The 25,600-nt window shown below is 65.1% G+C and carries 25 protein-coding genes; 11 read left to right on the top strand and 14 right to left on the bottom strand.

Annotated elements, in window-relative coordinates; translation table 11 throughout:
• The first annotated feature begins 30 nt into the window (after nt 1–30).
• The 6 genes from B9Y86_RS07995 to B9Y86_RS07970 all read left to right on the top strand — a co-directional run bounded on the left by B9Y86_RS07995 (nt 31) and on the right by B9Y86_RS07970 (nt 6,586).
• Nucleotides 31–1,623 carry a phenylacetate--CoA ligase family protein gene (locus tag B9Y86_RS07995; RefSeq protein ID WP_139824813.1) on the top strand — a complete coding sequence of 531 codons (1,593 nt, stop codon included), beginning with the start codon at nt 31–33 and terminating at the stop codon, nt 1,621–1,623.
• A 13-nt stretch (nt 1,624–1,636) separates the two neighbouring features.
• Complete coding sequence (locus B9Y86_RS17545; RefSeq protein WP_176223302.1) at nt 1,637–2,494, top strand: hypothetical protein; 858 nt, start codon at nt 1,637–1,639, stop codon at nt 2,492–2,494.
• Nucleotides 2,491–3,639, top strand: a complete 1,149-nt coding sequence (locus tag B9Y86_RS07985; RefSeq protein WP_085484728.1) for a hypothetical protein — start codon at nt 2,491–2,493, stop codon at nt 3,637–3,639. The genes B9Y86_RS17545 and B9Y86_RS07985 overlap by 4 nt, the downstream gene beginning before the upstream one ends.
• Nucleotides 3,636–4,784 carry a hypothetical protein gene (locus B9Y86_RS07980; protein WP_085484726.1) on the top strand — a complete coding sequence of 383 codons (1,149 nt, stop codon included), beginning with the start codon at nt 3,636–3,638 and terminating at the stop codon, nt 4,782–4,784. Before B9Y86_RS07985 ends, B9Y86_RS07980 begins: the two co-directional genes overlap by 4 nt.
• Complete coding sequence (locus tag B9Y86_RS07975; RefSeq protein ID WP_085484724.1) at nt 4,781–5,767, top strand: alpha/beta hydrolase; 987 nt, start codon at nt 4,781–4,783, stop codon at nt 5,765–5,767. The genes B9Y86_RS07980 and B9Y86_RS07975 overlap by 4 nt, the downstream gene beginning before the upstream one ends.
• 135 nt (nt 5,768–5,902) lie before the next feature.
• Nucleotides 5,903–6,586: a hypothetical protein gene (locus tag B9Y86_RS07970; RefSeq protein ID WP_085484722.1), complete on the top strand. Its 684-nt coding sequence runs from the start codon at nt 5,903–5,905 to the stop codon at nt 6,584–6,586.
• A gap of 214 nt (nt 6,587–6,800) precedes the next feature.
• Here B9Y86_RS07970 and B9Y86_RS07965 read toward each other — a convergent pair whose 3' ends face one another.
• Together B9Y86_RS07965 and exaC are read right to left on the bottom strand one after the other, a co-directional pair.
• Nucleotides 6,801–7,184, bottom strand: coding sequence for a DUF779 domain-containing protein (locus B9Y86_RS07965; protein WP_085484719.1), 384 nt, complete (start codon nt 7,182–7,184; stop codon nt 6,801–6,803).
• Nucleotides 7,185–7,203: 19 nt separating this feature from the next.
• Nucleotides 7,204–8,727, bottom strand: coding sequence for an acetaldehyde dehydrogenase ExaC (gene exaC, locus B9Y86_RS07960; RefSeq protein WP_085484717.1), 1,524 nt, complete (start codon nt 8,725–8,727; stop codon nt 7,204–7,206).
• A 127-nt stretch (nt 8,728–8,854) separates the two neighbouring features.
• Between exaC and B9Y86_RS07955 the strand changes: the two genes are divergently transcribed.
• Complete coding sequence (locus B9Y86_RS07955) at nt 8,855–9,505, top strand: hypothetical protein (protein WP_139824812.1); 651 nt, start codon at nt 8,855–8,857, stop codon at nt 9,503–9,505.
• Here the strand turns inward: B9Y86_RS07955 and B9Y86_RS07950 are convergent, their stop codons facing one another.
• From B9Y86_RS07950 to B9Y86_RS07925, 6 genes are all read right to left on the bottom strand, one after another.
• Nucleotides 9,506–10,747 carry a helix-turn-helix domain-containing protein gene (locus B9Y86_RS07950; protein WP_085484713.1) on the bottom strand — a complete coding sequence of 414 codons (1,242 nt, stop codon included), beginning with the start codon at nt 10,745–10,747 and terminating at the stop codon, nt 9,506–9,508.
• Between the two features lie 89 nt (nt 10,748–10,836).
• Nucleotides 10,837–11,322, bottom strand: coding sequence for an 8-oxo-dGTP diphosphatase (locus tag B9Y86_RS07945; RefSeq protein WP_085484711.1), 486 nt, complete (start codon nt 11,320–11,322; stop codon nt 10,837–10,839).
• 34 nt (nt 11,323–11,356) lie between these two features.
• Entirely contained in the window at nt 11,357–11,887 is a 531-nt protein-coding gene (locus B9Y86_RS07940) for an amino-acid N-acetyltransferase (RefSeq protein WP_085484710.1), read from the bottom strand.
• A gap of 9 nt (nt 11,888–11,896) precedes the next feature.
• Nucleotides 11,897–12,601, bottom strand: a complete 705-nt coding sequence (pnuC, locus tag B9Y86_RS07935) for a nicotinamide riboside transporter PnuC (RefSeq protein ID WP_085484708.1) — start codon at nt 12,599–12,601, stop codon at nt 11,897–11,899.
• Nucleotides 12,602–12,680: 79 nt separating this feature from the next.
• The gene (locus B9Y86_RS07930; RefSeq protein ID WP_139824811.1) at nt 12,681–13,193 is read right to left on the bottom strand and encodes a hypothetical protein; all 513 of its coding nucleotides are present in this window, start codon (nt 13,191–13,193) and stop codon (nt 12,681–12,683) included.
• Between the two features lie 108 nt (nt 13,194–13,301).
• Nucleotides 13,302–15,830, bottom strand: coding sequence for an ATP-dependent Clp protease ATP-binding subunit (locus B9Y86_RS07925; RefSeq protein WP_055856139.1), 2,529 nt, complete (start codon nt 15,828–15,830; stop codon nt 13,302–13,304).
• A 143-nt stretch (nt 15,831–15,973) separates the two neighbouring features.
• Here B9Y86_RS07925 and B9Y86_RS07920 point away from each other — a divergent pair, with 143 nt between their 5' ends.
• The 3 genes from B9Y86_RS07920 to B9Y86_RS07910 all read left to right on the top strand — a co-directional run bounded on the left by B9Y86_RS07920 (nt 15,974) and on the right by B9Y86_RS07910 (nt 19,521).
• On the top strand, nt 15,974–17,434 hold the full coding sequence (locus B9Y86_RS07920) for an LCP family protein (RefSeq protein ID WP_139824810.1): 1,461 nt from the start codon (nt 15,974–15,976) through the stop codon (nt 17,432–17,434).
• Nucleotides 17,435–17,570: 136 nt separating this feature from the next.
• Entirely contained in the window at nt 17,571–18,485 is a 915-nt protein-coding gene (locus B9Y86_RS07915) for a hypothetical protein (protein WP_085484702.1), read from the top strand.
• Nucleotides 18,486–18,627: 142 nt separating this feature from the next.
• Complete coding sequence (locus B9Y86_RS07910) at nt 18,628–19,521, top strand: glucose 1-dehydrogenase (protein WP_085484700.1); 894 nt, start codon at nt 18,628–18,630, stop codon at nt 19,519–19,521.
• Nucleotides 19,522–19,591: 70 nt separating this feature from the next.
• On the opposite strand, the gene B9Y86_RS07905 is transcribed toward B9Y86_RS07910, so the two are convergent.
• Nucleotides 19,592–19,960 (bottom strand): DUF5684 domain-containing protein, encoded by a 369-nt coding sequence (locus B9Y86_RS07905; protein WP_085484698.1) that lies wholly within the window; start codon nt 19,958–19,960, stop codon nt 19,592–19,594.
• 128 nt (nt 19,961–20,088) lie between these two features.
• On the opposite strand from B9Y86_RS07905, the gene B9Y86_RS07900 reads away from it, so the two are divergent.
• Nucleotides 20,089–21,117, top strand: coding sequence for a pirin family protein (locus B9Y86_RS07900; RefSeq protein ID WP_085484696.1), 1,029 nt, complete (start codon nt 20,089–20,091; stop codon nt 21,115–21,117).
• A 1-nt stretch (nt 21,118) separates the two neighbouring features.
• Here B9Y86_RS07900 and cls read toward each other — a convergent pair whose 3' ends face one another.
• The 5 genes from cls to panC all read right to left on the bottom strand — a co-directional run bounded on the left by cls (nt 21,119) and on the right by panC (nt 25,554).
• Nucleotides 21,119–22,582 carry a cardiolipin synthase gene (gene cls, locus B9Y86_RS07895; protein WP_085485343.1) on the bottom strand — a complete coding sequence of 488 codons (1,464 nt, stop codon included), beginning with the start codon at nt 22,580–22,582 and terminating at the stop codon, nt 21,119–21,121.
• Between the two features lie 88 nt (nt 22,583–22,670).
• A complete protein-coding gene (locus tag B9Y86_RS07890; protein WP_085484694.1) occupies nt 22,671–22,868 on the bottom strand; it encodes a hypothetical protein in 198 nt (65 codons plus the stop codon).
• Nucleotides 22,869–22,922: 54 nt separating this feature from the next.
• Complete coding sequence (locus tag B9Y86_RS17540; protein WP_176223301.1) at nt 22,923–23,084, bottom strand: hypothetical protein; 162 nt, start codon at nt 23,082–23,084, stop codon at nt 22,923–22,925.
• Nucleotides 23,085–23,094: 10 nt separating this feature from the next.
• Nucleotides 23,095–24,606, bottom strand: coding sequence for a lysine--tRNA ligase (lysS, locus tag B9Y86_RS07885; RefSeq protein WP_085485340.1), 1,512 nt, complete (start codon nt 24,604–24,606; stop codon nt 23,095–23,097).
• A 63-nt stretch (nt 24,607–24,669) separates the two neighbouring features.
• Nucleotides 24,670–25,554, bottom strand: coding sequence for a pantoate--beta-alanine ligase (gene panC, locus B9Y86_RS07880; protein WP_244894680.1), 885 nt, complete (start codon nt 25,552–25,554; stop codon nt 24,670–24,672).
• Nucleotides 25,555–25,600: the final 46 nt, after the last annotated feature.

Here is a 25,600-nt window from a genome sequence, read left to right as displayed (position 1 = left end):
GTGAATTACCTCTCCGACGGAAGGACTCCCGTGGCCAGGCCCCAACGAACGAGTGCCCTGCGACAGACCGCGCTGCGCATCGCGACAGCGCTTGTGACCGCGACGTACGCGATCTATCGGCTTCACCCGGCACTCTGGCGCTTCACCGCCAGGCACTACCACCCGTCGATGGAGCGCTTCGCAAGGCTCAACGCGTGGATGGTCTGCCAGCAGGCATACCTCGACGTGCCCGCATACAAGAGCTACCTCGACGAGAAGGAGTTCTCGTTCCGCTGGTGGCAACTCACCAACTACCGCCCGACATCCAAAACCGACTATGTGAACAGATACCCCGAGGCCGAGCGTTGCTGGAACGGCGAGATCGTCACCGTCGGCACCGTCGTCGACGAATCGAGCGGTTCGAGCGGCAAGCCCTACAACTGGATGCGCTCCAAGCGCGAGCTCGACACCGTGCACAAGAACGTGGCCGGCTACATCACGCTGCTGTTCGGCACGAAGAAGATCTTCTGTATCAACGCCTTCTCGATGGGCGCGTGGGCGACGGGTACCAACACCGGACTCGCCATGTCGAAGATCGCGATGGTCAAGAACACTGGGCCCGACATCGACAAGATCGTCGACACCCTGAAGCACTTCGGCCCCGGCTACGTCTACCTCATCAGCGCCTATCCGCCTTTTCTCAAGCACCTCCGCGATCGACTCGACTCCGAAGGATTCGACTGGGATGCGCACAACCTCAACGGTTTCGTGGGCGGCGAGGCGCTGACCGAGGGCCTGCGCGACTACCTCGAAGACCGATTCACGCGCGTCTATTCCGGCTACGGCGCATCCGACCTGACCATCGGCATGTCGGGCGAGAGCGACCTCTCTGTGTGGCTGCGGCGGGCGCTCGTCGCCAACGAGCCTCTCCGGCGCGATGTTCTGGGAGAGAGCGAACAGCGCACCCCGATGATCTTTCAGTACAACCCGCTCGAGACCTACCTCGAGACCACCGAAGACAACGAGCTCCTGGTCACCCTCAACTCCATGGCCATCATGAGTCCGAAGCTGCGCTACAACATCGGAGATGAGGCGAAGATCGTCACGTTCCCCGAGATGCAGGCCATCACCTCGAAGTATCCGCGCCTCGGCTTCGCCTTCGAGCGCGCTTTCTCGACCCAGCGCATGAAGCTGCCCTTCGTGCTGCTCTTCGGCCGCAAAGACTCGACCATCTCATACATGGGCGCCAACATCTACCCGCTCGATGTCGAGAACGGCCTCTATCTCGACAACCCGCACGCCAAAGAGATCGAGTCGTTCAAACTGAGCCTTCTCGACATCGGCGACCTCGAGCAGCGACCGGTCATCCACCTGCAGCTGCGCGAGGGTGTGACCCTCGACGATGTCGAGACCGACGATCTGAAGACCCGCTCGGCCGCCGGGGTTCTCACCCACCTGGCATCCGTCTCCCGCGACATCGCGCAGTCGCTCGAGGAGGATCCGACCGCCAGCGACGTGCGCATCGAAGTGCACTCGTTCGGCTCAGGCGTCTTCGAGGGTGGCCCGCGCAAGATCAAGAACGTCTACCTCGTCGACGAAGGCGACCGCGGCGGCGTGCCCGACCCCGCCCCGACAGCGCGATGACGAGGGCCACCTGATGCGCTCCACCGATTTCTCGCTCGCGCCGCCACAGGGCCGGGCGCGCGCGATGGTCGTCGTCGAGCGCAGCTTCGACACTGCGACGGATGCGCGGCGCGCCCGCGGAGCCCGCCGCGATCTGGCGACCCACTTCGCCGACTCCCCCGGCTTTCTCTGGCAGAAGAACTACGGTCGGTCGCCGCGCGCCCTCGGAATCGCCTCCTACTTTTCTACCCGCGACGCGCTCGACCACGCCCTCGTCACCGCGCCCGCGCGTCTCGAGCCGTGGTTGAGGCTCGGCGGCACGCATCCGACGGGCCGCGTTCTCGAGGCCGAGCCATCCGGATACACGAACGGAGTCTGGCGCGCCGAGGACGGCCGCATGGGCCACATAGAGCATTTCACCCCCACCTCGGTCGAGGCCGGCCGTGGAACCGAGCCGCCCCGGGTCGACGCCGCATCCACCGAGCGCCCGGCGGGCCAAGGCCCGTCGAAGCCGCGACCGTCGAAGCGCGAGTCGCGGCCCATAGCCGACGCACACGCCATGTTCGTGGGCGCGACGAAATACACCGGCCCCTCAGCGCTCATCGCCCTGGCGCGCATCTACTACCCGATGATCGCCCGCATGGTCACGATGCGCGGCTACGTCTGGTTCACGACCTACTACGAGTTCCCCTTCACCCTCGGCACCCTGGCCTTCTTCGAACGGAGAGACGATCTGCTCGCGTTCGCGCGCATGCCGGGCCACCGACACCTCATGCAGTGGATCACCAAGGACACCCGCAACGGCACGGCCGGCTACATCCGGTTGCACGGTGACCCTGAGGCCACGGCGCCTCTCGATGCGTCTGCGGATGCCACGGGGTCGGGTTCGTGAGGGTCGAGACGGTCGCGGATGACGCGGCCTTTCGAGAGTTCATCGAGTTGCCGAGCCGCCTCTGGCCTCATGACCTCGCCGTGCCTCTTCTCGAATCGACGATCCGCGCCTGGTATCGCGGCACGAGCGCGCATCCGGAACCCATTCGGCTGGTGGTCGTGCGCAACGACGACGGGCGCGTGGTCGGGCGCTCGACGGTGCACACCGACGCACGGCTCGACGAGAAGTTCGGAGTGACGTCGCAGCTGTTCGGCGCCACCGACTTCGCGAGCGCCGAGGTGGCCTCCGCCCTGTTCGAGCACCTCGACGAGACAGCGCGGGCGGCGGGAAAACAGCAGATCGTCGGCCCGGTCTCTCTTCTGCCCAATCAGTCGGCCGGCGTCATCACCTCAGGTTTCGACGAGCGCGGGTTCGTCGACTCGGCCTGGAACCCGGAGTGGGTTCCCGGTGTCTACGAGGCAGCGGGATTCGTGCGAACGCAGGAGGCGCAGACGTGGAGTGTCGATGTCGGCGCCGTCGAGGTGACGGCGCCGACCGCTGCAGAGTTCGCCGCGGCAGGCATCAGGCTCGAATACGGCGACAAGTCGAAGACCGACACGCTGATTCCCGAGCTGCTCGCCGTGCTGAACGGCTCATTCGAGCAGCTGCCCTACTACACGCACATCACGCCAGCAGAGATGAAAGCGGCCACCGACGGGCTGTCATTTCTGCTCGACGAGAGGTTGCTGCTGCTGGCACGCGACAGCGGTTCCGGTGAGGCGGTCGCATTCATCCTGGTGCTTCCCGACATCTCTCCCTTCGTACAGAAGGTGCGAGGCCGACTCAGTCCCCTACGCCAGCTCGAACTGCTTCTGACTCGCGGGCGTTACCGCCGCGAGGCCATCCTCATCATCCAGGGCACCGAGCCCGAGCGACAGGGCCGCGGAATCCTCACACTGCTCAGCCGCCAGCTGCAGGTGAACCTCGCCGAAGGCGGGTACCGACGGCTGCGCACCACCACGGTCGGCCTCGACAACACTGGTTCGGCGCGGCAGTTCTCACGCTTCGGCGGCCGACCGCTGCACGGTTCGACGCTCTACAGGCGGCCGACATCCCCCGCATCCACGACCCCGACACCGACCGGCCCCGACGAAGGAATCGCATGAGTACAGAGAAGCCCTCCTCCGAGCTGCTGAACGAACTGATTCTGCTCGCCAGCCGGTCGCCCTCACCACACAACACCCAGCCCTGGTCGCCCCGGATCGTCGATGGAGGCATCGAGGTGTCCATCGTTCCCGGGCGCACGTTGCCCGCCGGCGACCCCACGTTTCGCGATGTGATCATGGCGCTCGGCGCCTGGATCGAGAGCTGCGCGATCGGAGCCGCCGAGAAGGGTTATGCCGCCGACGTCGAAGTTCTCCCCGCCCTCTCCGAGCTCGACTCGCTGCCGATCGCGGGGCCGGCTGATGCGACGCGACCCGTTTTCCGAATCACTCTGTCGCCCTCGGCCACGGCTACGGATACGCCGGCGAGCGCGGCGGGCCTTCTTCCGTTCACTACCGACGACGTGCGGGAGCGGCGCGTGTACCGTGGCACGCTCGTGGGCAAGCCGGAGGTGTTCGTACACCTCGACTCTCTGCAGCTGCCGGCGTGGTTGAGAGTTCGCTCGCTCGACGACGCCGCGATGAAGCAGCTCAGCACGCTCGGCATCGCCTTCACCGCGTCGCGCGCCACCGTGGCGAACGAGCTGCTGCACTGGCTGCGCCTCGACCCACGGCATCCGCGTTATCACCGCGACGGAATGACCGACTCGATGCTGGTCATGCCGAGGCCGCTCGCCCGCATCGCAGCGCCGTTCACGCGAAGGGCCCGACTCCGCGACCCTCTCGTGGCCGTGGCGGGTCCCGTGGCCCGATTTCTCGAGGGTCTCGGACGAGACGCCAGCCTTCCCAGCGCGGTGGCCGACGAGAAGGGGGCGCCGACACACCACGTGCTCGTGGCGAACTCGCGCGCGGCCGGCATCGACGACATCCTGAGCATCACCGAGGCCATGGACAGCCGGATCGGCGTCTCCGAGCCGCACGCCCTCGAGGCGGGACGCGTGCTTCAACGCCTCTGGCTGCACGCGCACCGCCAGGGCATCGCCATCTCACCGCACTCCGAACTCATCGATTCGCCCGCCGCTCACGGCGCGCTGCGCAAGCGGCTCGGCCTTGCACGCAGCGACGTCGCACTCTCTGTCTTCAGCGCCGGTGTGGCAGAGACGCAGCATGTTCCCCGCTCACCTCGACTGACAGACCCAGCGCGGTGACGCCGACTCCGATTCCCGCTCGCGTTCGCGCGTGGGGCTGGTTCATGGACAGGTTCCGCTCCATGCACATCGCCACGATGAGTCCCACCGACATCGAGCACAACCAATCGATGCGAACCATCCCTGCACCGGTGAGGCGAGTGATCTTCGGGGCGAGGGATAGCCGTGTCGAGGTGCGTGATCTGTCGATCGCGACGTCGCACGGGCAACTCGGGTTGCGGGTGTACCGGCCGCGCGACTCGAGCCCGGACGCACACGGCCTGCCCATCGCCGTCTACTTCCACGGCGGCGGATGGACGCTCTTCGGGGCACTTGATGTCTGCGATTGGCTGCCCTCGCGGGTCGCTGCAGAAGTGGGCGCCGTGGTCGTGGCCGTCGACTACCGACTTGCGCCGCAGCATCCATACCCTGCGGCCGTCGACGATTGCCTGGCCGCGGTCGCCTGGGCCTCTGAGCACGCCGAGGAGCTCGGAGCCTCGCCATCGCGGCTCGCCGTCTTCGGAGACAGCGCCGGCGGCAATCTGTCAGCCGTCATGGCATTGCGAGCGCGAGACTCGGGCGGTCCCGCCATCCGAGCCCAGGGCCTGATCTACCCCGTCACCGACACCACGCTCGACGACGACTCGATGCGCTCCAACGCCCGGAAGCCGGTGCTGCATCGCGCCGACATGGATGCCTTCTTCCGCTACTATCTGGGCGCCTCGCGCCAGCACGGGGCCGACGACGACCCGTCTGTCTCGCCTCTTCGAGCATTGTCACTTTCTGGATTGCCGCCCGCGCTCGTGCAGGTGTCGGCCCACGACGTGCTGCGTGACCAAGCGCTGGCCTATGCAGCGCGGCTGAGGGCTGAGGGAACATCGGTCGACGTTCAGACGTATGCAGAGGCGCCCCACGGCTGGGTGACCTACCCGAAGATCATGCGGGTGTCGCGGCGCGCATCCGCCGATCTGGTGGATTTTCTGCGCCGCGAACTCTCGGCGTGAAATTCCGTTAGACGATCGTCTGATTAACATTGGGCGTTCATCGTGCCGTTGCAAAACCATCGGTCTTTGGACTGTCGGGGACTTCTACTCTCAACGCGAGGCGGCCTTCGCCTCCCTGAGAAAAGGATCACCCGAATGTTCACTCTCTCCAAGACCGCCAAGATGTCGCCGCGATTACTCCTGGCATCCGTCGCCGTCGCCGCCGTCGCGTCTCTCGGTTTCGTCCTGTCGGTTCCCGCCGATATGGCGTTCGCTGCAGAGAAGACCCCGCAGTCCGCCGTCGAGCAGTCCATCGAGCGCGGAAGCCTGATGACCGACCTTCAGTCCGGTGCCATCACCGATGCCCAACTCGAGGCCGCGGCCAGCACAGGCATCACGGTCAACGGCCACCACATCGACAACTGGATCGACCTGACGCCAGCGCAGCAGCAGCAGGCAGACTCGGCACAAGCCCAGCTCGAAGCAGACCCTGCGCTGAAAGCCGAAGCGTATGACGACTTGAAGGGTTCGGTCATCGCCACCCCGTCGGCCCCCGCCGCCGACCCGTCCGGTATCACCGAGGACAAGCACTGGTGGAATCGCTTCATCCCCTCCGACCACTGGTTCCACATCAGTGGAGCAGTCGTGAAATGGATCGTCGTCTCCGGAGCTGCAATCGGCGCGGCCTCCCTGTGTGGCACCTTCGACCTGAGCAAGGTGAGCTGCGCACTCGTCGGTGTCTTTCTCGCCGGAGGCTCCCAGCTCATCGGTGGGTGGAACTGCGAGAGAAACGGCCTCTGGATCGACCTGCCGTATATCTGGAAGTCGAACTGCAACTAGCACCTCACTGTTCCCGGAGCGCGTGAACGACGCTGCCGTCGCCCACGCGTAGAACGGGAGGAGATTCGTGCATCCGCTGCTGTATTTACGTCGGATACGCAGATCTCCTCCCGTTTCGGGCGGAGATGCCAAACCCGAACGGCATCTCGGGCGGAGATTTCGAGCATCCGAGCTTCTCTGCCGCTCGGACCGCCGGAATCTCCGCCCAACACGCCTAGCTCCGCGCCTCTACCCCGTACTCCTCGAGCTCACCGTCGGTGAGCAGCCTGGAGCGGATCATGAAGCGCTTGCCCTCCGGCGCCTCGACCGAGAAGCCGCTTCCGCGTCCATCGACGAGGTCGACCGTGAGATGCGTGTACTTCCAGTACTCGTACTGACTGGCCGACATGTAGAACTCGATCGGGTCGAGGCCCTCGATCTCGAGGGTCTGCAGCAGCACGTCCGAGCCACCGGTGCGGAACATGCCGACCGGATAGCACATGGGGCTCGATCCGTCGCAGCATCCGCCCGACTGGTGGAACATCAGCGGGCCATACGTGGTGGCCAGGTGCCGCAGCATGTCAGCTGCGGCATCTGTCACCTCGACGCGCGGGCTCATGAGCGCATCGAACGAGGCATCAGAAGAATCCCTGCGCCTTGTTCGCGTAGCTCACCAGCAGATTCTTGGTCTGCTGGTAGTGATCGAGCATCATGCGGTGGTTCTCACGCCCGATACCCGACTGCTTGTAGCCGCCGAACGCCGCGTGCGCCGGATACTGGTGATACGTGTTCGACCACACCCGCCCGGCCTGGATGGCACGGCCCGCGCGGTACAGCTGGGTTCCGCTGCGGCTCCACACCCCGGCGCCCAGGCCATAGAGGGTGTCGTTCGCGATCTCGATCGCCTCGTCGTAGCCGTTGAACTTCGTCAGCGCGAGCACCGGTCCGAAGATCTCTTCTTGGAAAATGCGCATGGAGTTGTCGCCCTCGAAGACGGTCGGCTGCACGTAGTAGCCCCCGCTCAGCTCGCCGCCGAGGTCGCTGCGCTCGCCGCCGATGAGCAGCTTCGCGCCCTCCTGCTTGCCGATGTCCATGTAACTGAGGATCTTCTCGAGCTGGTCGTTCGATGCCTGGGCGCCGATCATCGTGTCGGTGTCGAGCGGGTTGCCCTGCTTGACCAGCTTGACGCGCTCGAGGGCGTCGCCGACGAAACCGTCGTAGATCGACGCATCGACCAAGGCACGCGATGGGCAGGTGCAGACCTCTCCCTGGTTCAGGGCGAAGAAGGTGAACCCTTCGAGAGCCGAGTCGTAGAACGAGTCCTTCTCGTCGGCCACGTCGGCGAAGAAGACGTTCGGGCTCTTGCCACCGAGTTCGAGCGTCACGGGAATCAGGTTCTCGCTGGCGTACTGCATGATGAGTCGGCCGGTGGTCGTCTCGCCGGTGAAGGCGATCTTGCGGATGCGCGGGTGCGACGCGAGGGGCGCGCCCGCCTCAATGCCGAAGCCATTGACGATGTTGAGAACTCCGGCAGGAAGCAGATCCTTCACGAGGTCGAGCCACACGTGGATCGACGCGGGAGTCTGCTCGGCCGGCTTCAGCACGATGCAGTTTCCTGCCGCGAGCGCGGGAGCCAGTTTCCACACCGCCATCAGGATGGGGAAGTTCCACGGGATGATCTGGCCCACCACACCGAGTGGCTCATGGAAGTGATACGCGACCGTGTCGTTGTTCAGCTCGGAGATGCCACCCTCCTGCGCGCGGATAGCACCGGCGAAGTAGCGGAAGTGGTCGATGGCCAGAGGAATGTCGGCATTGAGCGTCTCCCTGACGGGCTTGCCGTTCTCCCACGTCTCGGCCACGGCGAGCAGTTCGAGGTTCTCCTCCATGCGGTCGGCGATCTTGTTCAAGATCACCGCCCGCTCAGCGACCGAGGTCTTGCCCCAAGCGTCGAACGCCTTCCACCCGGCGTCGACGGCACGGTCGATGTCCTCGGCCGTTCCGCGCGCGATCTCGGTGAAGTTCTGGCCGGTGACAGGGGTTGGATTCTCGAAGTACTGGCCCTTGGCCGGCGCAACATACTCACCTCCGATGAAGTGGTCGTAACGCGGCTTGTAAGAGAAGACGGCCCCGTCTGTTCCGGGGTTCGCGTAGACAGTCATGCGTGTGTGCCTTTCGACGTCGTTGTCGGATGCCTGTGGTTCAGACTCCTTCGACGCTACGCCCGGCAAGGTTGCGGTACGTTGCGAGTCGACGCAGGATTGCGTGGATAGTGAAGGCTGAGGACACATGCGATCAATCCACCCGATCGAGGGAAACCCGTGGCCACACGACATGGTGCTCACCATCGAGGATCACCCCAGCGCACTGCTGGATCTCTTGTGGATCAGAGAGACCTACCAGTTGAATCCCTCTGGCGACGATCTTCCGCCCCTCCTCTCTGCCAGCCATGCGGTCACTCAGCAGAACAGCATCGTGCAGGAGACCCGAACCGAGTGGGAGAGCGCGTGGCCTCGTCTCTGGCACTCAGCCCTGGCCCACGCGGGCACAGACGTCGACCCAGGTCTCTTCGACGCGGTCTCACAGACGGCGGCCGGATCGGCCGAGCGGCTGGAGCTGATCGGCAGGATGTTCGGCCCCACCTGGCGCGACGCGATGGGCCCGGAGGCGTTTGACACCGACGCATACGTGGAGTGGTCGAGACGCGGGATGGATGCGCACCACGCCGCGCTGCCGAAGAGTCTCGACGAGAGCCCGGAGCGCCGCGATCTCGAGGCCGTGATCCCCGCGTGGCGAGCGGGCCTCACGAGGGTCGTCGCCATTCCGTGTGCTGGCGCGCACACAAGGAAGGTCGGTGCGAATGCGCTGCTCGTCACCACCGCCACCCGAGACGACAGCGCCGGCTACCGGCACGCACTGGGCACCTTCGTCGACGCCTGATCAGCCGCTGATCACCTCGAGATGCGCCACGATGCCGGCGCGTTTCGGAGAGCGGCGTGGCAGAAGTCGAAGGATCGCACTCCAGACCTCCGTGTCGTTGGCGGCGTCGGGCGTCTGCGCGAACTGCAGCAGCACGTCGACCGAGGCATCGCTCAACACCGATTCTCGAATGCGCGCACGAATCTCCTCGCGAATCTGCTCGATGCCGGGCGCGGTCGACCCCGGAAGCACGGCACCCACGGCCGTGGCCAGGGCGACTCGGTGCGCCCCGCGATCGAGCAGGCCGACGACGTGCTGCGCATCCAACTCGAGCGGCTGGGTGAGCCGATACGGACGGGATTCGAGGCCGAGGCCGTCGAGGGAGCCCGCCAGCGCCTTGCGCAGTCGCACCATCTCGGCGCGCAGCGTCACGGCCGATTCGCCCTCGGTGTACACGAGCTCCGCAAGACGATTCGCCGAGAGCCCCTGTCGATGCCATGCCAACAGCGTGAGAAGCTCGGTGTGCCTCGCCGAGAGCTCCACGCGGGTGGTTCCCGAACTGAGCTCCCCCGTGTCGCGACCGAGCACCCTCAGCACGGGCCGTGCGACGGTCACGGTGCGTCGCGTCGGGCGACGTGGGGCGGGCCGATCGCGTAGTGCCCGCAGCCGCTGCACCATCAGTTCCGACTCCACCGCCGCCGCTGTCGCCTCCATCAGCGGCAGCGTGTGCGGGTCGACCGCCTGCGTTCCGCCCGTGATGTCGATCATGCCCAGAATGCGCCGGGTCTCGGGATCGTGCACGGGCACGGCGGTGCAGCTCCACGCGTGCGCCAGTCGATTGAAATGCTCACCCCCAGAGATCTGCACCGCGTGATCGAGTTCGAGCGCCGTTCCCGGAGCCGATGTTCCCACTCGGCTCTCCGCCCACCCGGCGCCCTCGACGAAGAGCATGCCCTCGGCCCGGCGCCGCAGCGCCCGGTCGCCATCGACCCACAGAAGGCGGCCCATCGCATCCCCCACCGCCACCAGGAGCCCTGAGTCGTCGTCGGCATCTCGCACGAGAAGCCGTCGGATGACCGGTAGCACCGAGGCGAGCGGATGCGCGAGGCGATAGTCGCCCAGCTCGTCTTCGGCGACCTCGAGCGAGGCGAGCGGCAGATCCGGATCAAGATGATTATCGAACGCGCGCTTCCAGGAGGCCCGGACCAGAGGTCGGGGAGTTTTCAACGCAGCCTCGGGCTGCGCGAGCCAGGGACTCGTCATAAAAGGTGCCAATCAACGCTGATCGAACGATATTCGTGAGCCGGCTGCGAGCACCCGACCCTATCGTCGAGGATACTCGTTTCGCGTCGTCACGCGGCGTCGAACGACGACTCGGAGACGGTCTTCAGGTCTTCACCGAACGTGAAGCTCGCGTGCACCGTCTCTCCGGCGAGAACCTGGGGCAGCCAGTACTTGGCGTCGTCCCACATTTCGTCGAGCGGCAGGTCTGTGACGTCGTACCAGGCGGGCACCACCTCGTCCGACTCCATCGGAGTGCCCGAGAAGCCGTCGACGACGAAGACCGTCGAATCCTGGCTCCAGTTCTCGCGGTGCGGAAAGGCATAGCGGATGAAGCCCACCTCGCTCACCGCCGCGGGCTCGACGATCAGGCTCGACTCCTCTTCGATCTCGCGCACGATCGCCTCGAGGGCAGTCTCGCCCGGTTCGATCTTGCCGCCGAGCCCCACGATGTTGCCGAGCCCCAGCCCCGTCTTCTTGCGGCCGAGCAACACCTGCCGCGCTCCCCCGTCGTCTGTGCGAGTGATGAAGCAGACACAGACCTGATAGGGAGACATGGCAGCAGGCTACCCGCCCTTTATGTTCGGGATGTTACGAGGTGAGGTGCTTGAGCATCCGGGTATTGCCGAGCGTGTTCTGCTTGACGCGGGCGAGGTCGAGGAACTCGGCGACGCCGTCGTCGGGCGAGCGAACCAGCTCGGAGTAGACGTCGGGATCGACGAGGCCCAGCGGCGATGCCTTGAACCCGTTGCGCTCGAAGAATCCGACCTCGAATGTGAGGCAGAACAGCCGGGTGAGGCCGAGACGGCGAGCCTCGAGCTCCACAGCCTCGAGCAAGGCATGGCCCACGCCCTTGCCGAGCCAATCGTCGGCTACGGCGAGAGTGCGTACCTCGCCGAGGTCGTCCCAGAACACGTGCAGGGCTCCGCAGCCGATGCGGTTGCCCTCGTCGTCGAGGGCGATGTAGAACTCCTGCACCGCTTCGTAGAAGACGACGAGTTCCTTGCCGAGGAGGATTCGTCGCTGAACGAGGGGCTCCACGAGCTCCTTGATCCACGGCACATCACTCGTCTGCGCGCGCCGCACCGTGAAGGTGGGGGCGGGCTTCGTCACTTCAGGCATCGAACCAGCCTATTGCCAGTTCGGGCCATCGGTGTGCACTGTGGGATCAGGAAAGCGCGTCTCGATCGTGAGCCTCTCGCCCCGACGGACGCGCGCCCAGACGATGAAGCCCACAATCGTGAACGCCCCGTAGAACACATACATGAACGCCGAGGCGTAGTAGCCGGCAGACACGAGCAGCGGAACGCCGACGAGGTCGACGGCCACCCAGATCAACCAGAACTCGACCCAGCCCTTGGCCATTCCGTAGGTGGCCAGAAGCGAGCCGACGAAGATCCACGCGTCGGCCCAGACGGGCTCATACGACCCGAGCAGCTGGAACACCGGCGTCACGATCGCCGTGCCTCCGACCAGCGCCACCACGAGCCAGATCCTGTTCTTCCACCCGGCCCACTGCGGGCTGACAGCCGCCCCGCCGTCGTGCTTCGCCTGCTGCCAGCGCACCCAGCCGTAGATCGACACGACGATGAACATCACCTGCCGACCGGCCTGGCCGAGCAGGTTCACCGGGTTGGGGGTGCCGAACACGGCGCCGAGGAACACGGTGAAGAGAAGGGCGTTGCCCACGATGCCGACCGGCCACGCCCAGACCTTGCGTCGCATCCCGCCCAGCGCGCTGAGCAGCCCGAACACGTTGCCGAGAACCTCACGCCACAGGATGGACTGGTCGCCGATGTGCAGCTGTGCGTTGAACAGCCAGTTCAGAACATCCACGGTGCGCCTTCTCTCTCAGACGGATGGGCCACAGCGTCACAACGCCTGAGGCGCGCCGGCCATTCCCTCTCGGCGACGTTCAACCCCGTCGCCTCGACCGCCGCCACACGCGGAATCCCTTGGGGTTGCACGGCGAATCGGCGGGAAGCTCGAGAGCGCTGATGGGTTCACCCGCATCCACCAGCAGCCCGTTGCTCGCGAAGTGGGCAATGCACTGGGCGACGGCGTCGACGACGTCGTCGTGGGTTTCGAGGCCGCTGACCGCCGAGACCGTGAGCCAGGTCTCCGGATGATCGCTGCCCGCCGACTCGGACGGATTCACCTGGGCGACGGCGAATCCGTGAACGACGAGCGCCCGAGCGCGGGCGGGCAGGACGAACCGGGCTGCGTCGGCCAGGATCGAGTCGCCGAGCCAGAACTCACGCGCTGCCGAGCCGATCTCCAGCTCGATCGTCGACTCGTCGATGGCCTTCGGCGGGTGGAACCCCCGGGAGACGAACACGTCGGCGATCGTGCTGAGAACGGCCACCGGATGTTCTCGCACCAGGAGCCGACGGGCGGGGTAGAAGCGCAACTGCACACGGCTTGGCATCCGCCCAGTGTAGGGACGATCGAGCGCGGCATGGAACGACGAATGCCGCGTTCCGACACCGGGGTTCGGTGATCGGAACGCGGCATTCGCGTTCGTTACGTGTCGCTCTTAGGCGGCGTCGGTCGGGCCGGTGGATGCGGCTGCGGCCGCGGACGAAGCCGCGATCTCGCCGGCAGGCGCCAACTCGTCGTCGACGCCGGGCCGACGGCTCGTGGTGAACACGAACTCGTTGCCGATGAAGTCGACGTGCACGTGGTCACCCGCATTGAGCTCGCCGTGCAGGATGCGCTCCGACAGGCGGTCTTCGACCTCGTTCTGAATGGCGCGACGCAGCGGACGCGCACCCAGGGTCGGATCGAAGCCGACCTCGATGAGGCGCTCCTTGGCGCTCTGAGTGAGCTCGATCGACAGGTCGCGATCGAGCAGACGGTCGCGCAGACGCTTGATGAAGAGATCGACGATCTGCAGCAGCTCGCCCTTCGACAGCTGCGGGAACACGATGGTGTCGTCGACGCGGTTGAGGAACTCGGGCTTGAAGTGACGCTTCAGCTCCTCGTTCACCTTCGCCTTCATACGCTCGTATGTGGTCTCGACGTTGCTGTCGCTCTGGAAACCGATGGGCGCTCCGGAGATGCCCTTCGTGCCGAGGTTCGTCGTCATGATGATGACGGTGTTCTTGAAGTCGACCACCCGACCCTGTCCATCTGTCAGACGACCCTCTTCGAGAATCTGGAGGAGGGAGTTGAAGATGTCGGGGTGAGCCTTCTCGATCTCGTCGAACAGCACCACGCTGAACGGCTTGCGGCGCACCTTCTCGGTGAGCTGGCCGCCCTCTTCGAAGCCGACGAATCCGGGAGGGGCACCGAACAGTCGAGAGACCGTGTGCTTCTCGCCGTACTCCGACATGTCGAGCGAGATGAGTGCGTCTTCATCGTCGAACAGGAACTCGGCGAGCGCCTTGGCGAGCTCGGTCTTTCCGACACCCGTCGGGCCGGCGAAGATGAACGAGCCCGAGGGGCGCTTCGGGTCTTTCAGACCGGCACGGGTGCGGCGGATCGTGCGCGAGAGCGCCTCGATGGCCTGCTCCTGGCCGATGACACGCTGGTGCAGCGCGCGCTCCATAAACACGAGTCGCGACGACTCCTCTTCGGTGAGCTTGAACACCGGGATACCGGTGGCCTGGGCCAGAACCTCGGCGATGAGACCCTCATCGACGATGCCGGACGTCTTGACATCGCCCGACTTCCACTGCTTCTCGAGGCGAAGCCGCTCGCCGAGGAGGTTCTTCTCCTCGTCGCGCAGGCTCGCCGCCTTCTCGAAGTCTTGGTCTTCGATCGCGGCCTCTTTCTGGCCGCGCACGCCAGCGATGCGCTCGTCGAACTCGCGCAGCTCCGGAGGCGCCGACAGGATCGAGAGACGCAGGCGGGCGCCGGCCTCATCGATCAGGTCGATCGCCTTGTCGGGCAGGAAGCGGTCGGCCACGTAGCGGTCGGCCAGGTTCGCGGCCGAGACGATGGCGCCGTCGGTGATCGAGACCTTGTGGAAGGCCTCGTACTTGTCACGCAGCCCCTTGAGGATGTTGATCGTGTGCGCCAGCGACGGCTCGGCTACCTGGATCGGCTGGAAGCGACGCTCGAGGGCGGCATCTTTTTCGAAGTGCTTGCGGTACTCGTCGAGGGTGGTCGCACCGATCGTCTGCAGCTCGCCTCGAGCCAGCAGCGGCTTGAGGATCGACGCGGCGTCGATGGCGCCCTCCGCTGCTCCAGCTCCCACGAGAGTGTGGATCTCGTCGATGAAGACGATGATGTCTCCGCGGGTACGGATCTCTTTCGTGACCTTCTTGAGGCGCTCCTCGAAGTCTCCGCGGTAACGGCTACCGGCGATGAGCGATCCGAGGTCGAGCGAGTAGAGCTGCTTGTCTTTCAGCGTCTCGGGAACGTCGCCCTTGACGATGGCCTGGGCGAGGCCCTCGACGACGGCAGTCTTGCCGACCCCGGGCTCACCGATCAGAACAGGGTTGTTCTTCGAGCGGCGCGACAGGATCTGCATCACACGCTCGATCTCTTTCTCGCGCCCGATCACCGGGTCGAGCTTGTTGTCGCGCGCAGCCTGCGTGAGATTGCGACCGAACTGATCGAGAACCTGCGAACCCTTGTCGGGAGTGGCGTCGTTTCCGCCAACGGCGACCTGCTCCTTGCCCTGGTAGCCAGAGAGGAGCTGGATGACCTGCTGGCGCACCCGGTTGAGGTCGGCGCCCAGCTTCACGAGAACCTGGGCTGCGACGCCCTCGCCCTCGCGGATGAGTCCGAGCAGAATGTGCTCGGTGCCGATGTAGTTGTGCCCCAGCTGCAGAGCCTCGCGCAGCGAGAGCTCGAGCACCTTCTTGGCGCGCGGGGTGAACGGGATGTGACCGGTGGGCTGCTGCTGGCCCTGACCGATGATGTCTTGAACCTGCTCGCGAACCGCATCGAGCGAGATGTTGAGCGACTCGAGTGCCTTAGCGGCTACGCCCTCCCCCTCGTGGATGAGTCCGAGCAGGATGTGCTCGGTGCCGATGTAGTTGTGGTTGAGCATCTTGGCCTCTTCTTGGGCCAAAACGACGACGCGGCGAGCTCGGTCGGTAAATCTCTCAAACATGTCTGTCTCCTTGAACACCAGGGCAGGGATGGCGTCCGATACATTGATGTTATGCACCGGCGCGAACAAAAACCTCCCTGTTCGCCCTCGGCGTGACCAGTCGTAACACGTCGTCGCTGTCGGCGCGCAGAAGGGCCTGAAGGGTGAGCGCCACTACCCGAGAATCCGCAACCAGCTCGAGTCTCGGTCGAGCCTTGGCCGCGATTGTGCTCGATGTGGTCGTGCCCGGCTCGGGACATCTCCTGGTCGGCGTCACGGCAGCACGTCGTATCCTGCTGTGCGCGACCACTCCGGCCGTGGCCGCCGTCATAGCAGCAGCCATCACAGCAGTACTCGATCCCGCATGGCTGGCAGGCCTTCTCGCCGGCCCCGGGGCACTGACCATGCTGTCGCTCGTCGCGCTCGTCTGGTGCGCCGTCATCCTGGCCACTGTCGCCCACCTGGTGCGCCACCTCGTGCGCCGCCCCCTTCCCTTTCGTGCCGTGGTGGCCACCGCGACCGTCGCAGCGCTGCTCGGCGCCGGCGCGTTTGCCGGAGCGGCCGCTGTCACTGACGAGCAAAGCCGCCGTGTGGACGCCCTCTTCGCCGACGGCGCCGGCCTCGAAGCGACCGATGGTCGCATCAACATCCTTCTTGTCGGTGCCGACACTGCACCAGACCGCTCGGCGACTATGCCCGACAGCATCTCGATCGTGAGCGTCGATGCGTCCACCGGCAGAACGGTCGTCATCGGGATCCCTCGAAGCACCATCAACTTTCCGTTCCCTGCGGGCTCCGCGCTGGCATCCGTCTATCCCGAGGGGAATTTCTGCAGCACCGGATGCAATATCAATCACAGTTATCTTTACGGCCAGGAGCATCCGGAACTCTTCCCCGACTCCGACAATCCGGCAATGGCGGCCTTGACCGAGGCGGTCACCGGGTACACCGGACTCTCCATCTCAGCCTTCGTCGTCGTCAAAATGCAGGGTTTCGTTCAGCTCGTCGACGCGCTGGGCGGGGTCGAGATTGACGTGAAGAAGCCGGTCCCGCGCACAGGCGTGCCCAACGCGGAAGGCGACGCCCCGACGGTGGCGGGTGGAGACATCCCTACCGGGGTACAGCGGATGGACGGCGAAACCGCCCTGTGGTTCGCGCGCTCTCGCTTCAACTCGAGTGATTCCGAACGATTGCAGCGTCAGGGCTGCCTGCAGCGAGCGTTGTTCTCCCAGAGCGACCCCGTTGCCATACTCCGAATAGGAACGGGAATCCTCGACGCGGGAGACGATCTGATCGAGACGGACATCCCCCGCGCCTCGCTCGGTCGACTGGGCGAGTTGGCTGTCCGGGCGAAGAACTACCCGCTCGGGCGCATCGAGCTCGACGAACCACGGGTCAATCCGTTGCTTCCCGACCTCGACTTCGTCGCCCGCCTTATCGCCGCGGCACTGGCCGAAAAGCCGCTGCCCGATCCTCCGTCACTCTTCGCGCCGACTCCGGAAGAGACGTCCGACGGTACGTCTGGGAGCGGGTCGCCAGGCGAGCCCACGGGCAATGGCTCGACGGCGGAGGATGAGGCCATCGCTGTAAGCGAGGCGGTCTGCGCTGTGCCTGCAGGCGACTGAGCTCGAGCAGCGGTCAAAAGACATAGACCCAAAACCTTGACGTTTGCTTACAACCCCCACAGAATTGACCCGAACCGCGGCGTTGCTGCCGAGGTACTCATTCGGCCATCACAGCTCTCGGGGAGTTCCATCACTCATGACATTTAATTCAGCAGCCCTGCGCACGGGTATTGCCGGCGCCACAACCGTTGCAATCGTCGGCCTCGGCCTCACTCTCGGCGCCACGAGCGCATCCGCCGCACCGTCAGACAGTGAGATCATCGCCGCGAACAGCGGAACGATCACCATCGATGTCGGTGATACCGCAGGAGTAACCGTCACCGTCATCGCAGAGGTCCCCGGATCCACGAAGTTCCTCCCGAAATCCGCGACCACGAATGAAGATGGCAAGGTCGAGATCACGAACTTCTCCGGCCCGGTCTCGGTGTCGACCGAACAGAGCAGTGCACCCTCTGCCGATCTGGCCCAAACCGGCTCCTACACTCCGAACGCGGCGATCTACCGCGGCGCGACCGTCAACTACGAGATCGTCGACGGCCAGCCCGTGCTCGTCGGCGAGGCTCCCGCCCCGGTCATTCCGAACTCGGATGACCTGGAGAAGCTCCAGCCCATCGCCGACTTCAACTTCGCGCCCACGTCGTTCACCAAGGGCGAGGCGTTCACCGTCACCTTCTCCGACGTCGCACTGGCTGCTACCGGCGAGACGCTGAACGGTGTCGCCGTGAACAACTACGGCTACAGCGACCCGGTCTTCATCAGCGCTTCGACCATCGCCGCCGGCTCCTACAGCTACGTCGTTCCGGTCGAGTACACCACCCAGCCGCACACGCTCGCCTCGTACGACGCCTTCGGCCGCGTCGTCACGGCGATCACCCTCGACGGTGGCGTCGCCAAGGCGGACACCCCGCAGACTCCCGCGAGCCTGGCCAACACCGGTTCGGGCGATGTGGCTCCCCTGGCGCTGACCGCGCTGGCAGCCCTCGCCTTCGGTGCTCTCGCATTCGCTGGAACGAGCGTCCTCTCGGCTCGTCGCTCGGGCGGAAACGCGTAACACACGCCCTGCACGAAAAGCCGGCCCCAGGATCATTCCCGGGGCCGGCTTTTTTAGCGCCCGCGGGCGCGAGTGAACCATGCGTGACCGCTATGGCGCAACCACCCCGGGGCGCCATCCACCGGATGCCTAGCCTGGAGGTATGACTGACCAGTACACACTCCAGGACCCCACCACGATGTACGCCGACATCGACACGGAAGCGCAGTATCAAGAGGGCGCGGGTCTCGACGCAAAACTCCAAGACAAGGCAGATCACGGCGAGAAGACCTACCGCGGTTCGGGTCGCCTCTCCGGCCGCAAGGCTCTCGTCACCGGAGGCGACTCCGGCATCGGAGCGGCCGTGGCGATCGCCTACGCCCGTGAGGGCGCCGACGTCGCCATCTCCTACCTGCCCGAGGAGGAAGAGGACGCCCAGCGCATCGTCGGCCTGATCGAAGAGGCCGGACGCACGGCCATCGCTATCCCCGGCGACATCGTCGATGCAGCCTTCTGCCGCGAGCTCGTCGCGACGGCGGTCGAGGGCCTCGGCGGCCTCGACATCCTCGTGAACAACGCGGGCAAGCAGCAGTTCCGCGAGACACTCGATGAGGTCTCGGACGATCAGTTCGACGAGACGTTCAAGACGAATGTCTACGCCATGTTCTGGATCACCAAGGCTGCGCTGCCCCACCTCAAGCCGGGCTCGGCCATCATCAACACCTCGTCGATCCAGGCCTACTCGCCCAGCGAGATGCTCGTCGACTACGCCACCACGAAGGCATCGATCAACACGTTCTCCAAGGGCCTGGCCCAGCAGCTGGCTCCGAAGGGAATCCGGGTCAACGTCGTCGCACCCGGCCCGATCTGGACGCCCCTGCAGACCGCCGGTGGTCAGCCGCCCGAGAAGCTGCCCAGCGTCGGAGAGCAGACTCCCCTCGGCCGGTGGGGACAGCCGGCGGAGTTGGCCCCGGCCTACGTCTTCCTCGCGTCGAACGAATCCAGCTACGTCGTGGGCGAGACCCTGCACGTGAACGGTGGCATGCCGACGCCATAGCGGCTGCCGAACCACATATCGGCAGGCTCACGAGACGAAGACCGTCTCGTGAGCCTGCCTGTATGCCTGGCTAGGCGTTCGGAGCGCCGGTGTACTGCGCCTTGCCGAAGCCGAGGATCGGGTACCCGATGAAGCCGAGAACGAAGAGAAGGAAGAATCCGAAGACGCCGCTCTTGCCGAAGCGTTTGGCGACATCAAGGGCCACGATGATGTGGATCACGATGTTGACGATCGGAATGAAGAACAGGATCGTCCACCATCCGGGACGCCCGGCCATCTTCACCAGTGTGTAGATGTTGAAGATCGGAATGATAGCGGCCCAACCGGGACGCCCGGCCTTGACGAATGTGGCCCAGAGCCCCACGATCGCGATGACGGCCAAGATCAGGCTGAGCGTGGTGCCGATCGGATCGGGCTGATATTCGTACGAGTAGTCCATGATGTCCCCCAGAGGATCGTTGCCTGATGCCGCACGAATCCCCCGGCGGCACCGCCAGATTATCAGCGCGGCGCAATGATGTCGCCGCTGTCGATACGCCTGCATCGACGGGCGCATAGGCTTCAGTTGTGAGCAATCTCGAGAAGCATCCGAACGAGCTCCTCATCGGCGATGATGACGAGTTGCTCGGCACGGAGCCGCGCCTCGTCACGATCCTGGCGCCGCGAGAGGTGCCGCTCGGCGGCCCACGAGCCATGACCGTGCACCGCACCCTGCCGAGCAGGGAACGAAGCATGATCGGCGCCTGGTGCTTCGTCGACCACTACGGCCCCACCGACGTGCGCACGAGCGCGGGCATGGTGGTTCCACCCCACCCGCACACAGGGCTGCAGACGGTGAGCTGGCTGTTCGACGGCGAGATCGAGCATCGCGACAGTGTCGGCAGCCACGCGTTCGTACGACCGGGCGAACTGAACCTCATGACTGCCGGGCGAGGCATCAGCCACTCCGAGGTGTCGACCGAGAATACGACTCTTCTGCACGGGGTGCAACTGTGGTTGGCGCTGCCCGAAGATTCCCGTGAGGTAGAGCCGTTCTTCGAGAGCCACCCGGCCGCGGTAAGCGCGCTCGGAGACGCCACGATCACCGTCTTCCTCGGCACCGTCGCCGGGGCATCCGCCACGGCCACCACATTCACCCGTGTGCTCGCAGCACAACTCGATCTTCCGAAGCACGCGCGCATCGAACTCCCGGTCGACCCGCGCGACGAACACGGCATTTTGGTCGACAGAGGGTCAGCGACCATCGACGGCACGCAGCTCGCCCGAACCCAACTCGCGTTCATCGAGCACGGCGCATCCACCCTCACCATCGAAACGGGTGAAGACGACGCCCGCCTCATTCTGATCGGCGGCGAGCCCTTCGGCGAGCAGATCGTGATGTGGTGGAACTTCGTGGGCCGCACCCACGAAGACATCGTGGCCTACCGCACCGCGTGGCAGGCCGAGGCGATCGGCTCAGGCGAGGTGGATGCGCACGCGCCGCGCTTCATCAGCACGCATGGCGACCCCGGTACACGAGATGGCCACGGATACACGGGCTCGGCCCTCCCTGCGCCTGCCCTGCCGACCGTGCGGCTTCTGCCGCGTCGGCGCTGAGCTACTGCAGGGCGCTGGTGAGTCTGGCCAGGTTGTCGAGAATGGTCGAGCGCAGTGGCTGAGTGAGCCAGTCATCGAGGGTGAGTTCGCGACTGACTTTTCTGTAGCCGTCTTCGATCTCGCGCATCTCAGAGACGAACGAACGGCCGCGCACCATGAGCGAGACCTCCATATTTAGGCTGAACGATCGCATGTCCATATTGCTCGATCCGATGACCGCCACGTCGTCGTCGATCGTGAAGTGCTTGGCGTGCAGAATGTAGGGCGCCTGGTACATGTAGATGCGCACTCCAGCACGGAGCAGGGCCTCGTAGTACGAGCGCTGGGCGTGATAGACGAGACCCTGATCGCCGATCTCCGACACGAACAGTTCGACCTCGACTCCGCGCTGCGTCGCCGTGGTGATGGCGTAGAGCATCGCCTCATCGGGAACGAAGTACGGGCTCGTGACGATGATGCGGTTCTGCGCGTAGTAGAGCAGTGCGAGAAAGAGCCTCAGATTGTTTTCGCCCTCGAACCCGGGGCCCGACGGCACAACCTGGCAGTCGAGCGAATCGGGCGCCTCTTCGACCACGTCGGGAGTGATCGGGTCGGTCTCGCGCATCAGCAACTCGTTGGTCTCGCTGTACCAGTCGGTGATGAAAATAGCGTTGAGGCCGGCGACGATCGGGCCGTCGAGGCGCGTCATGAGGTCTTGCCATTGCAAGCCGCGGCGGATATTGCCCCGCTTGTTGTAGCTGCGGTCGATCATGTTCTGCGACCCCATGTAGCCGATCTTGCCGTCGATGATCAGCAGCTTGCGGTGGTTGCGCAGGTCGGGGCGCTGGTACTTGCCGCGCAACGGCTGCACGGGCAGCATGAACAACCATTGAACGCCGAGCTCGGTGAGCTTTTTGGTCGTTCTGCGGTGATGCGGCGATCTGATGGATGCGATGTGGTCGAGCAACACGCGCACGGTGACGCCGCGCTTGACGGCGGCTCCCAGAGCATCGAAGAACGCCTCCGACGCCGTGTCGTACGACATGATGTAGAATTCGACGTGAACGTAGCGGCGCGCCTTGCCCACATCAGCAGCCATTGCGGCGATCGAGCGGGCGTAGTCTCCGATGAGGCTGGCGTTGTTGCCGCCGACGAGCGGCATCGCTCCGAGATTGCGGTTGAGCTCGACCACCGATTCGAGCCAAGGCGGCCACGCGTGGTTCTTGGTGACGAGGTCGATGCCCTCGGTCGTTTCAAGAATGAACTGGTTGATCGCCTGTTGCTTGTCGCGCCTCTTCTTGGGCAGTTTGTAGCTGCCGATGAGCAGGAACGTGAGCACACCGATGTAGGGCAGGAAGAAGATGGCCATGAGCCAGGCGACCGCCGTGGCAGGTCGGCGATTGCGCGGAACCACGATGATCGCGGTGACGCGCACGAGAAAGTCGACGAGCACGCCGAAGATGAGAATCCAGCCCGCGGCATTGATTCCGAACACGGATGGCTCCCCTCGACTACTGCCCCGACGATAACCGTAGCGTGTCGGGGCCGCCCCGAGGAGACGACGAACGCGTCGTTCAGCTGCGGGGCGCGGAGGCGTCGATCGGGGCAGCGCTCGACGCGGCGAGCTTGGCTCGCTCTTCTGCTTCGATCTTCGAGAAGGCGCGGCGTTCGTGCTTGTCGGCGCGGAGAATCACGAACATCACGAGCCAGAAGACGAGTCCGACGAGCACAGTGGGGGCGAGGGCGCCCAGCCCGGCGAGAAAGTCATCCATGATCCGCGAGTTTAGCAGCCGATGCCGAGGAGAAGCCCTCTGCGGTCGACCAGCTCAGCTGCCCTTGGTGATGATTCCGTAGACGCCGGTGCCGATGAGATAAAGCGCGACGGCGGTCACGACGATCCACACGAACAGTCTGGAGTTGCTGACTCGGCCGTCTTTCTTCTTGCCCTCGTCGTCGAGAGGATTCTTGTTTCCGCCGAAGAAGCTCATGATGCCGACCTTACTTGACCAGGGGGAAGAGGATGGTCTCTCGGATACCGAGGCCGGTCAGGGCCATCAGCAATCGATCGATACCCATGCCCAGCCCACCCGAAGGCGGCATGCCGAATTCGAGCGCACGCAGGAACTCCTCGTCGAGGCGCATCGCCTCGACGTCTCCCGCGGCACCCTGCCGCGCCTGCTCGATGAAGCGCTCGCGCTGAATGACCGGGTCGACGAGCTCGGAATAGGCGGTCGCCAACTCGAACCCCCGAATGTAGAGATCCCACTTCTCGACGACGCCGGGTACGGAGCGGTGGGCGCGGGTGAGCGGACTGGTCTCGAGCGGGAAGTCCATGACGAACGTGGGCCTGGTGAGCCCGCCCTTGACGAAGTGCTCCCAGAGCTCTTCGACGAGCTTGCCGTGGTTGGGCAGATGCACCTCGACGCCCTCTCGGTCGGCGAGCGCCTGAAGTTCGGAGACGGAGGTCTCGGGTGTGATCTCGATTCCGGCCGCATCCGACAGCGAGCCGTACATGCTGATGCGGTCCCACTCGCCGCCGAGGTCGTACTCGGTGCCGTCTGCCCAGGTCACGACGTGCGACCCGGCGACCGCGAGAGCCGCGTTCTGGATGAGCGTCTGCGTGAGTTCGGCCATGGTGTTGTAGTCGCCATACGCCTCGTATGACTCGAGCATGGCGAACTCGGGCGAGTGTGTGGAGTCTGCGCCCTCGTTGCGGAAGTTGCGGTTGATCTCGAAGACCCGGTCGATGCCGCCTACGACGGCGCGCTTGAGAAACAGTTCTGGTGCGATGCGCAGGAACAGTTCGGTGTCGAACGCGTTGCTGTGCGTGGCGAACGGCCTCGCCGAGGCTCCGCCGTGCATCGTCTGAAGCATCGGGGTCTCGACCTCGATGTAGTCGCGCTCGGCGAAGGTCTGGCGCAGCGAGGCGACGGCCTTGGCCCGCGTGCGCACGACCTCGCGCGCCTGATCGCGAACGATCAGATCGAGGTAGCGGCTGCGCACCCGGGTCTCTTCGCTCAGTTCGGAGTGCAGGTTCGGAAGAGGCAGCAGGGCCTTCGAGGCGATCTGCCACTCGGCGACCATGATCGAGAGTTCGCCTCTGCGGCTCGAGATGACCTCGCCCGAGACGAAGACGTGGTCGCCGAGGTCGACGAGCTCCTTCCACTCGGCCAGCGACTCGTCGCCGACCTGCGCGAGCGACACCATGGCCTGGATGCGGCTGCCATCGCCGGCCTGCAGCGACGCGAAGCAGAGCTTGCCGGTGTTTCGAGCAAAGACGACGCGGCCCGCGACGCCGACGATGTCGCCGGTCGTGTCGTCTGCGACGAGCTCGCCATACTTTTCGCGCAGAGCGGGGATCGTCGTCGTGATGGGCACCGAAACGGGGTAGGCGCCTGCTCCGGATGCGATGAGTCGGTCGCGCTTGGCCAAGCGCACGAGCTTCTGTTCCGCGACCTCGGCCCGCTGCTCGTCGTCGGTCAGCTCGTGGTCGTTGGGTGCGTCACTCATGCGGGCGAATCTCTCCTCGGTTCGCACACGAGTTTACCGGGTGCGTTCGGCGAACCCCGGCGCTCAGCCGAGGTAGATGGTCTCGTTGTCGATGAGTCTCGTGGTTCCGACGCGCGCCGCGACGAGCACGACGGCTTTGCCCCGGTAGTCGTCGTCGACAGGAAGGAAGGTGCCCGGATCGACGACCGCGAGATAGTCGACCTGCACCAGGGGTTCGCCCATGGCCACAGACTGGGCGGCCGCGATGACCGTGTCGATTCCCCTGTCGGCGGCCGATTCGGCGGCCTCGAGCATATGCGAGAGCACGAGGGATGCGCGACGCTCTTTCTCATCGAGGAACCGGTTGCGGCTCGAGAGTGCAAGACCATCGTTCTCGCGCACGGTCGCCACGACCTCGATGGCGGTGGTGAAGTCGAGATCGGCGATCATGCGCCCCACGAGAAACGCTTGCTGGGCGTCTTTGCGGCCGAAGAAGACAGTGTCGGGGGCCACGATGTTGAGCAGCTTCGCCACGACGGTGAGCACACCGTCGAAGTGACCCGCACGGCTTCTGCCCTCGAGCGTCGAGCCCGCACGACCGGCGGTGACAGTGGTCTGCGTCGGGCCGTTCGGATACATGTCGTCGACCGACGGCGCGAACACGATGATCGATCGATCGCCCTCTCGTGCCGAGCCATCGAGGATCGCACGGTCGGACTGCAGATCACGCGGGTAGCGCTGCAGGTCTTCGGAGGCCGAGAACTGCGTGGGATTGACGAAGATCGAGACCACGACGATGTGACCCCGCTCGCGCGCCTTGTCGACGAGAGCGAGATGACCATCGTGCAGCGCTCCCATCGTGGGAACGAGAGAGACCGTCGGAGAGGCGATGCCCTCGGCAATTAGCGCCTTCTTTGCATCGCTGATCAGGGTTCGAACGCCCGCGATCGAATCGGCTACTTCGGTCACTGGGGACTCCTTAATCGTGACGACGGGCGCAGGTTCCGCTCGCCGC

It is taken from the genome of Agreia pratensis (genome assembly GCF_900177685.1).
Taxonomy (GTDB): domain Bacteria; phylum Actinomycetota; class Actinomycetes; order Actinomycetales; family Microbacteriaceae; genus Agreia; species Agreia pratensis.
Note: the sequence above shows the minus strand (reverse complement) of the source record. Positions and strands in the feature narration are given on the sequence as shown.

Excerpts from the sequence above, each read along its gene's own strand:
- B9Y86_RS07945 (WP_085484711.1), bottom strand. The coding sequence starts at position 11,322 with ATGTCTCCCTATCAGGTCTGTGTCTGCTTCATCACTCGCACAGACGAC.
- B9Y86_RS07980 (WP_085484726.1), top strand. The coding sequence starts at position 3,636 with ATGAGTACAGAGAAGCCCTCCTCCGAGCTGCTGAACGAACTGATTCTG.
- B9Y86_RS07905 (WP_085484698.1), bottom strand. The coding sequence starts at position 19,960 with ATGGACTACTCGTACGAATATCAGCCCGATCCGATCGGCACCACGCTC.
- B9Y86_RS07950 (WP_085484713.1), bottom strand. The coding sequence starts at position 10,747 with ATGACGAGTCCCTGGCTCGCGCAGCCCGAGGCTGCGTTGAAAACTCCC.
- B9Y86_RS17540 (WP_176223301.1), bottom strand. The coding sequence starts at position 23,084 with ATGAGCTTCTTCGGCGGAAACAAGAATCCTCTCGACGACGAGGGCAAG.
- B9Y86_RS07910 (WP_085484700.1), top strand. The coding sequence starts at position 18,628 with ATGACTGACCAGTACACACTCCAGGACCCCACCACGATGTACGCCGAC.
- B9Y86_RS07940 (WP_085484710.1), bottom strand. The coding sequence starts at position 11,887 with ATGCCTGAAGTGACGAAGCCCGCCCCCACCTTCACGGTGCGGCGCGCG.
- B9Y86_RS07955 (WP_139824812.1), top strand. The coding sequence starts at position 8,855 with ATGCGATCAATCCACCCGATCGAGGGAAACCCGTGGCCACACGACATG.
- B9Y86_RS17545 (WP_176223302.1), top strand. The coding sequence starts at position 1,637 with ATGCGCTCCACCGATTTCTCGCTCGCGCCGCCACAGGGCCGGGCGCGC.
- B9Y86_RS07915 (WP_085484702.1), top strand. The coding sequence starts at position 17,571 with ATGACATTTAATTCAGCAGCCCTGCGCACGGGTATTGCCGGCGCCACA.
- lysS (WP_085485340.1), bottom strand. The coding sequence starts at position 24,606 with ATGAGTGACGCACCCAACGACCACGAGCTGACCGACGACGAGCAGCGG.
- B9Y86_RS07890 (WP_085484694.1), bottom strand. The coding sequence starts at position 22,868 with ATGGATGACTTTCTCGCCGGGCTGGGCGCCCTCGCCCCCACTGTGCTC.
- B9Y86_RS07925 (WP_055856139.1), bottom strand. The coding sequence starts at position 15,830 with ATGTTTGAGAGATTTACCGACCGAGCTCGCCGCGTCGTCGTTTTGGCC.
- B9Y86_RS07930 (WP_139824811.1), bottom strand. The coding sequence starts at position 13,193 with ATGCCAAGCCGTGTGCAGTTGCGCTTCTACCCCGCCCGTCGGCTCCTG.
- B9Y86_RS07965 (WP_085484719.1), bottom strand. The coding sequence starts at position 7,184 with ATGAGCCCGCGCGTCGAGGTGACAGATGCCGCAGCTGACATGCTGCGG.
- B9Y86_RS07970 (WP_085484722.1), top strand. The coding sequence starts at position 5,903 with ATGTTCACTCTCTCCAAGACCGCCAAGATGTCGCCGCGATTACTCCTG.
- exaC (WP_085484717.1), bottom strand. The coding sequence starts at position 8,727 with ATGACTGTCTACGCGAACCCCGGAACAGACGGGGCCGTCTTCTCTTAC.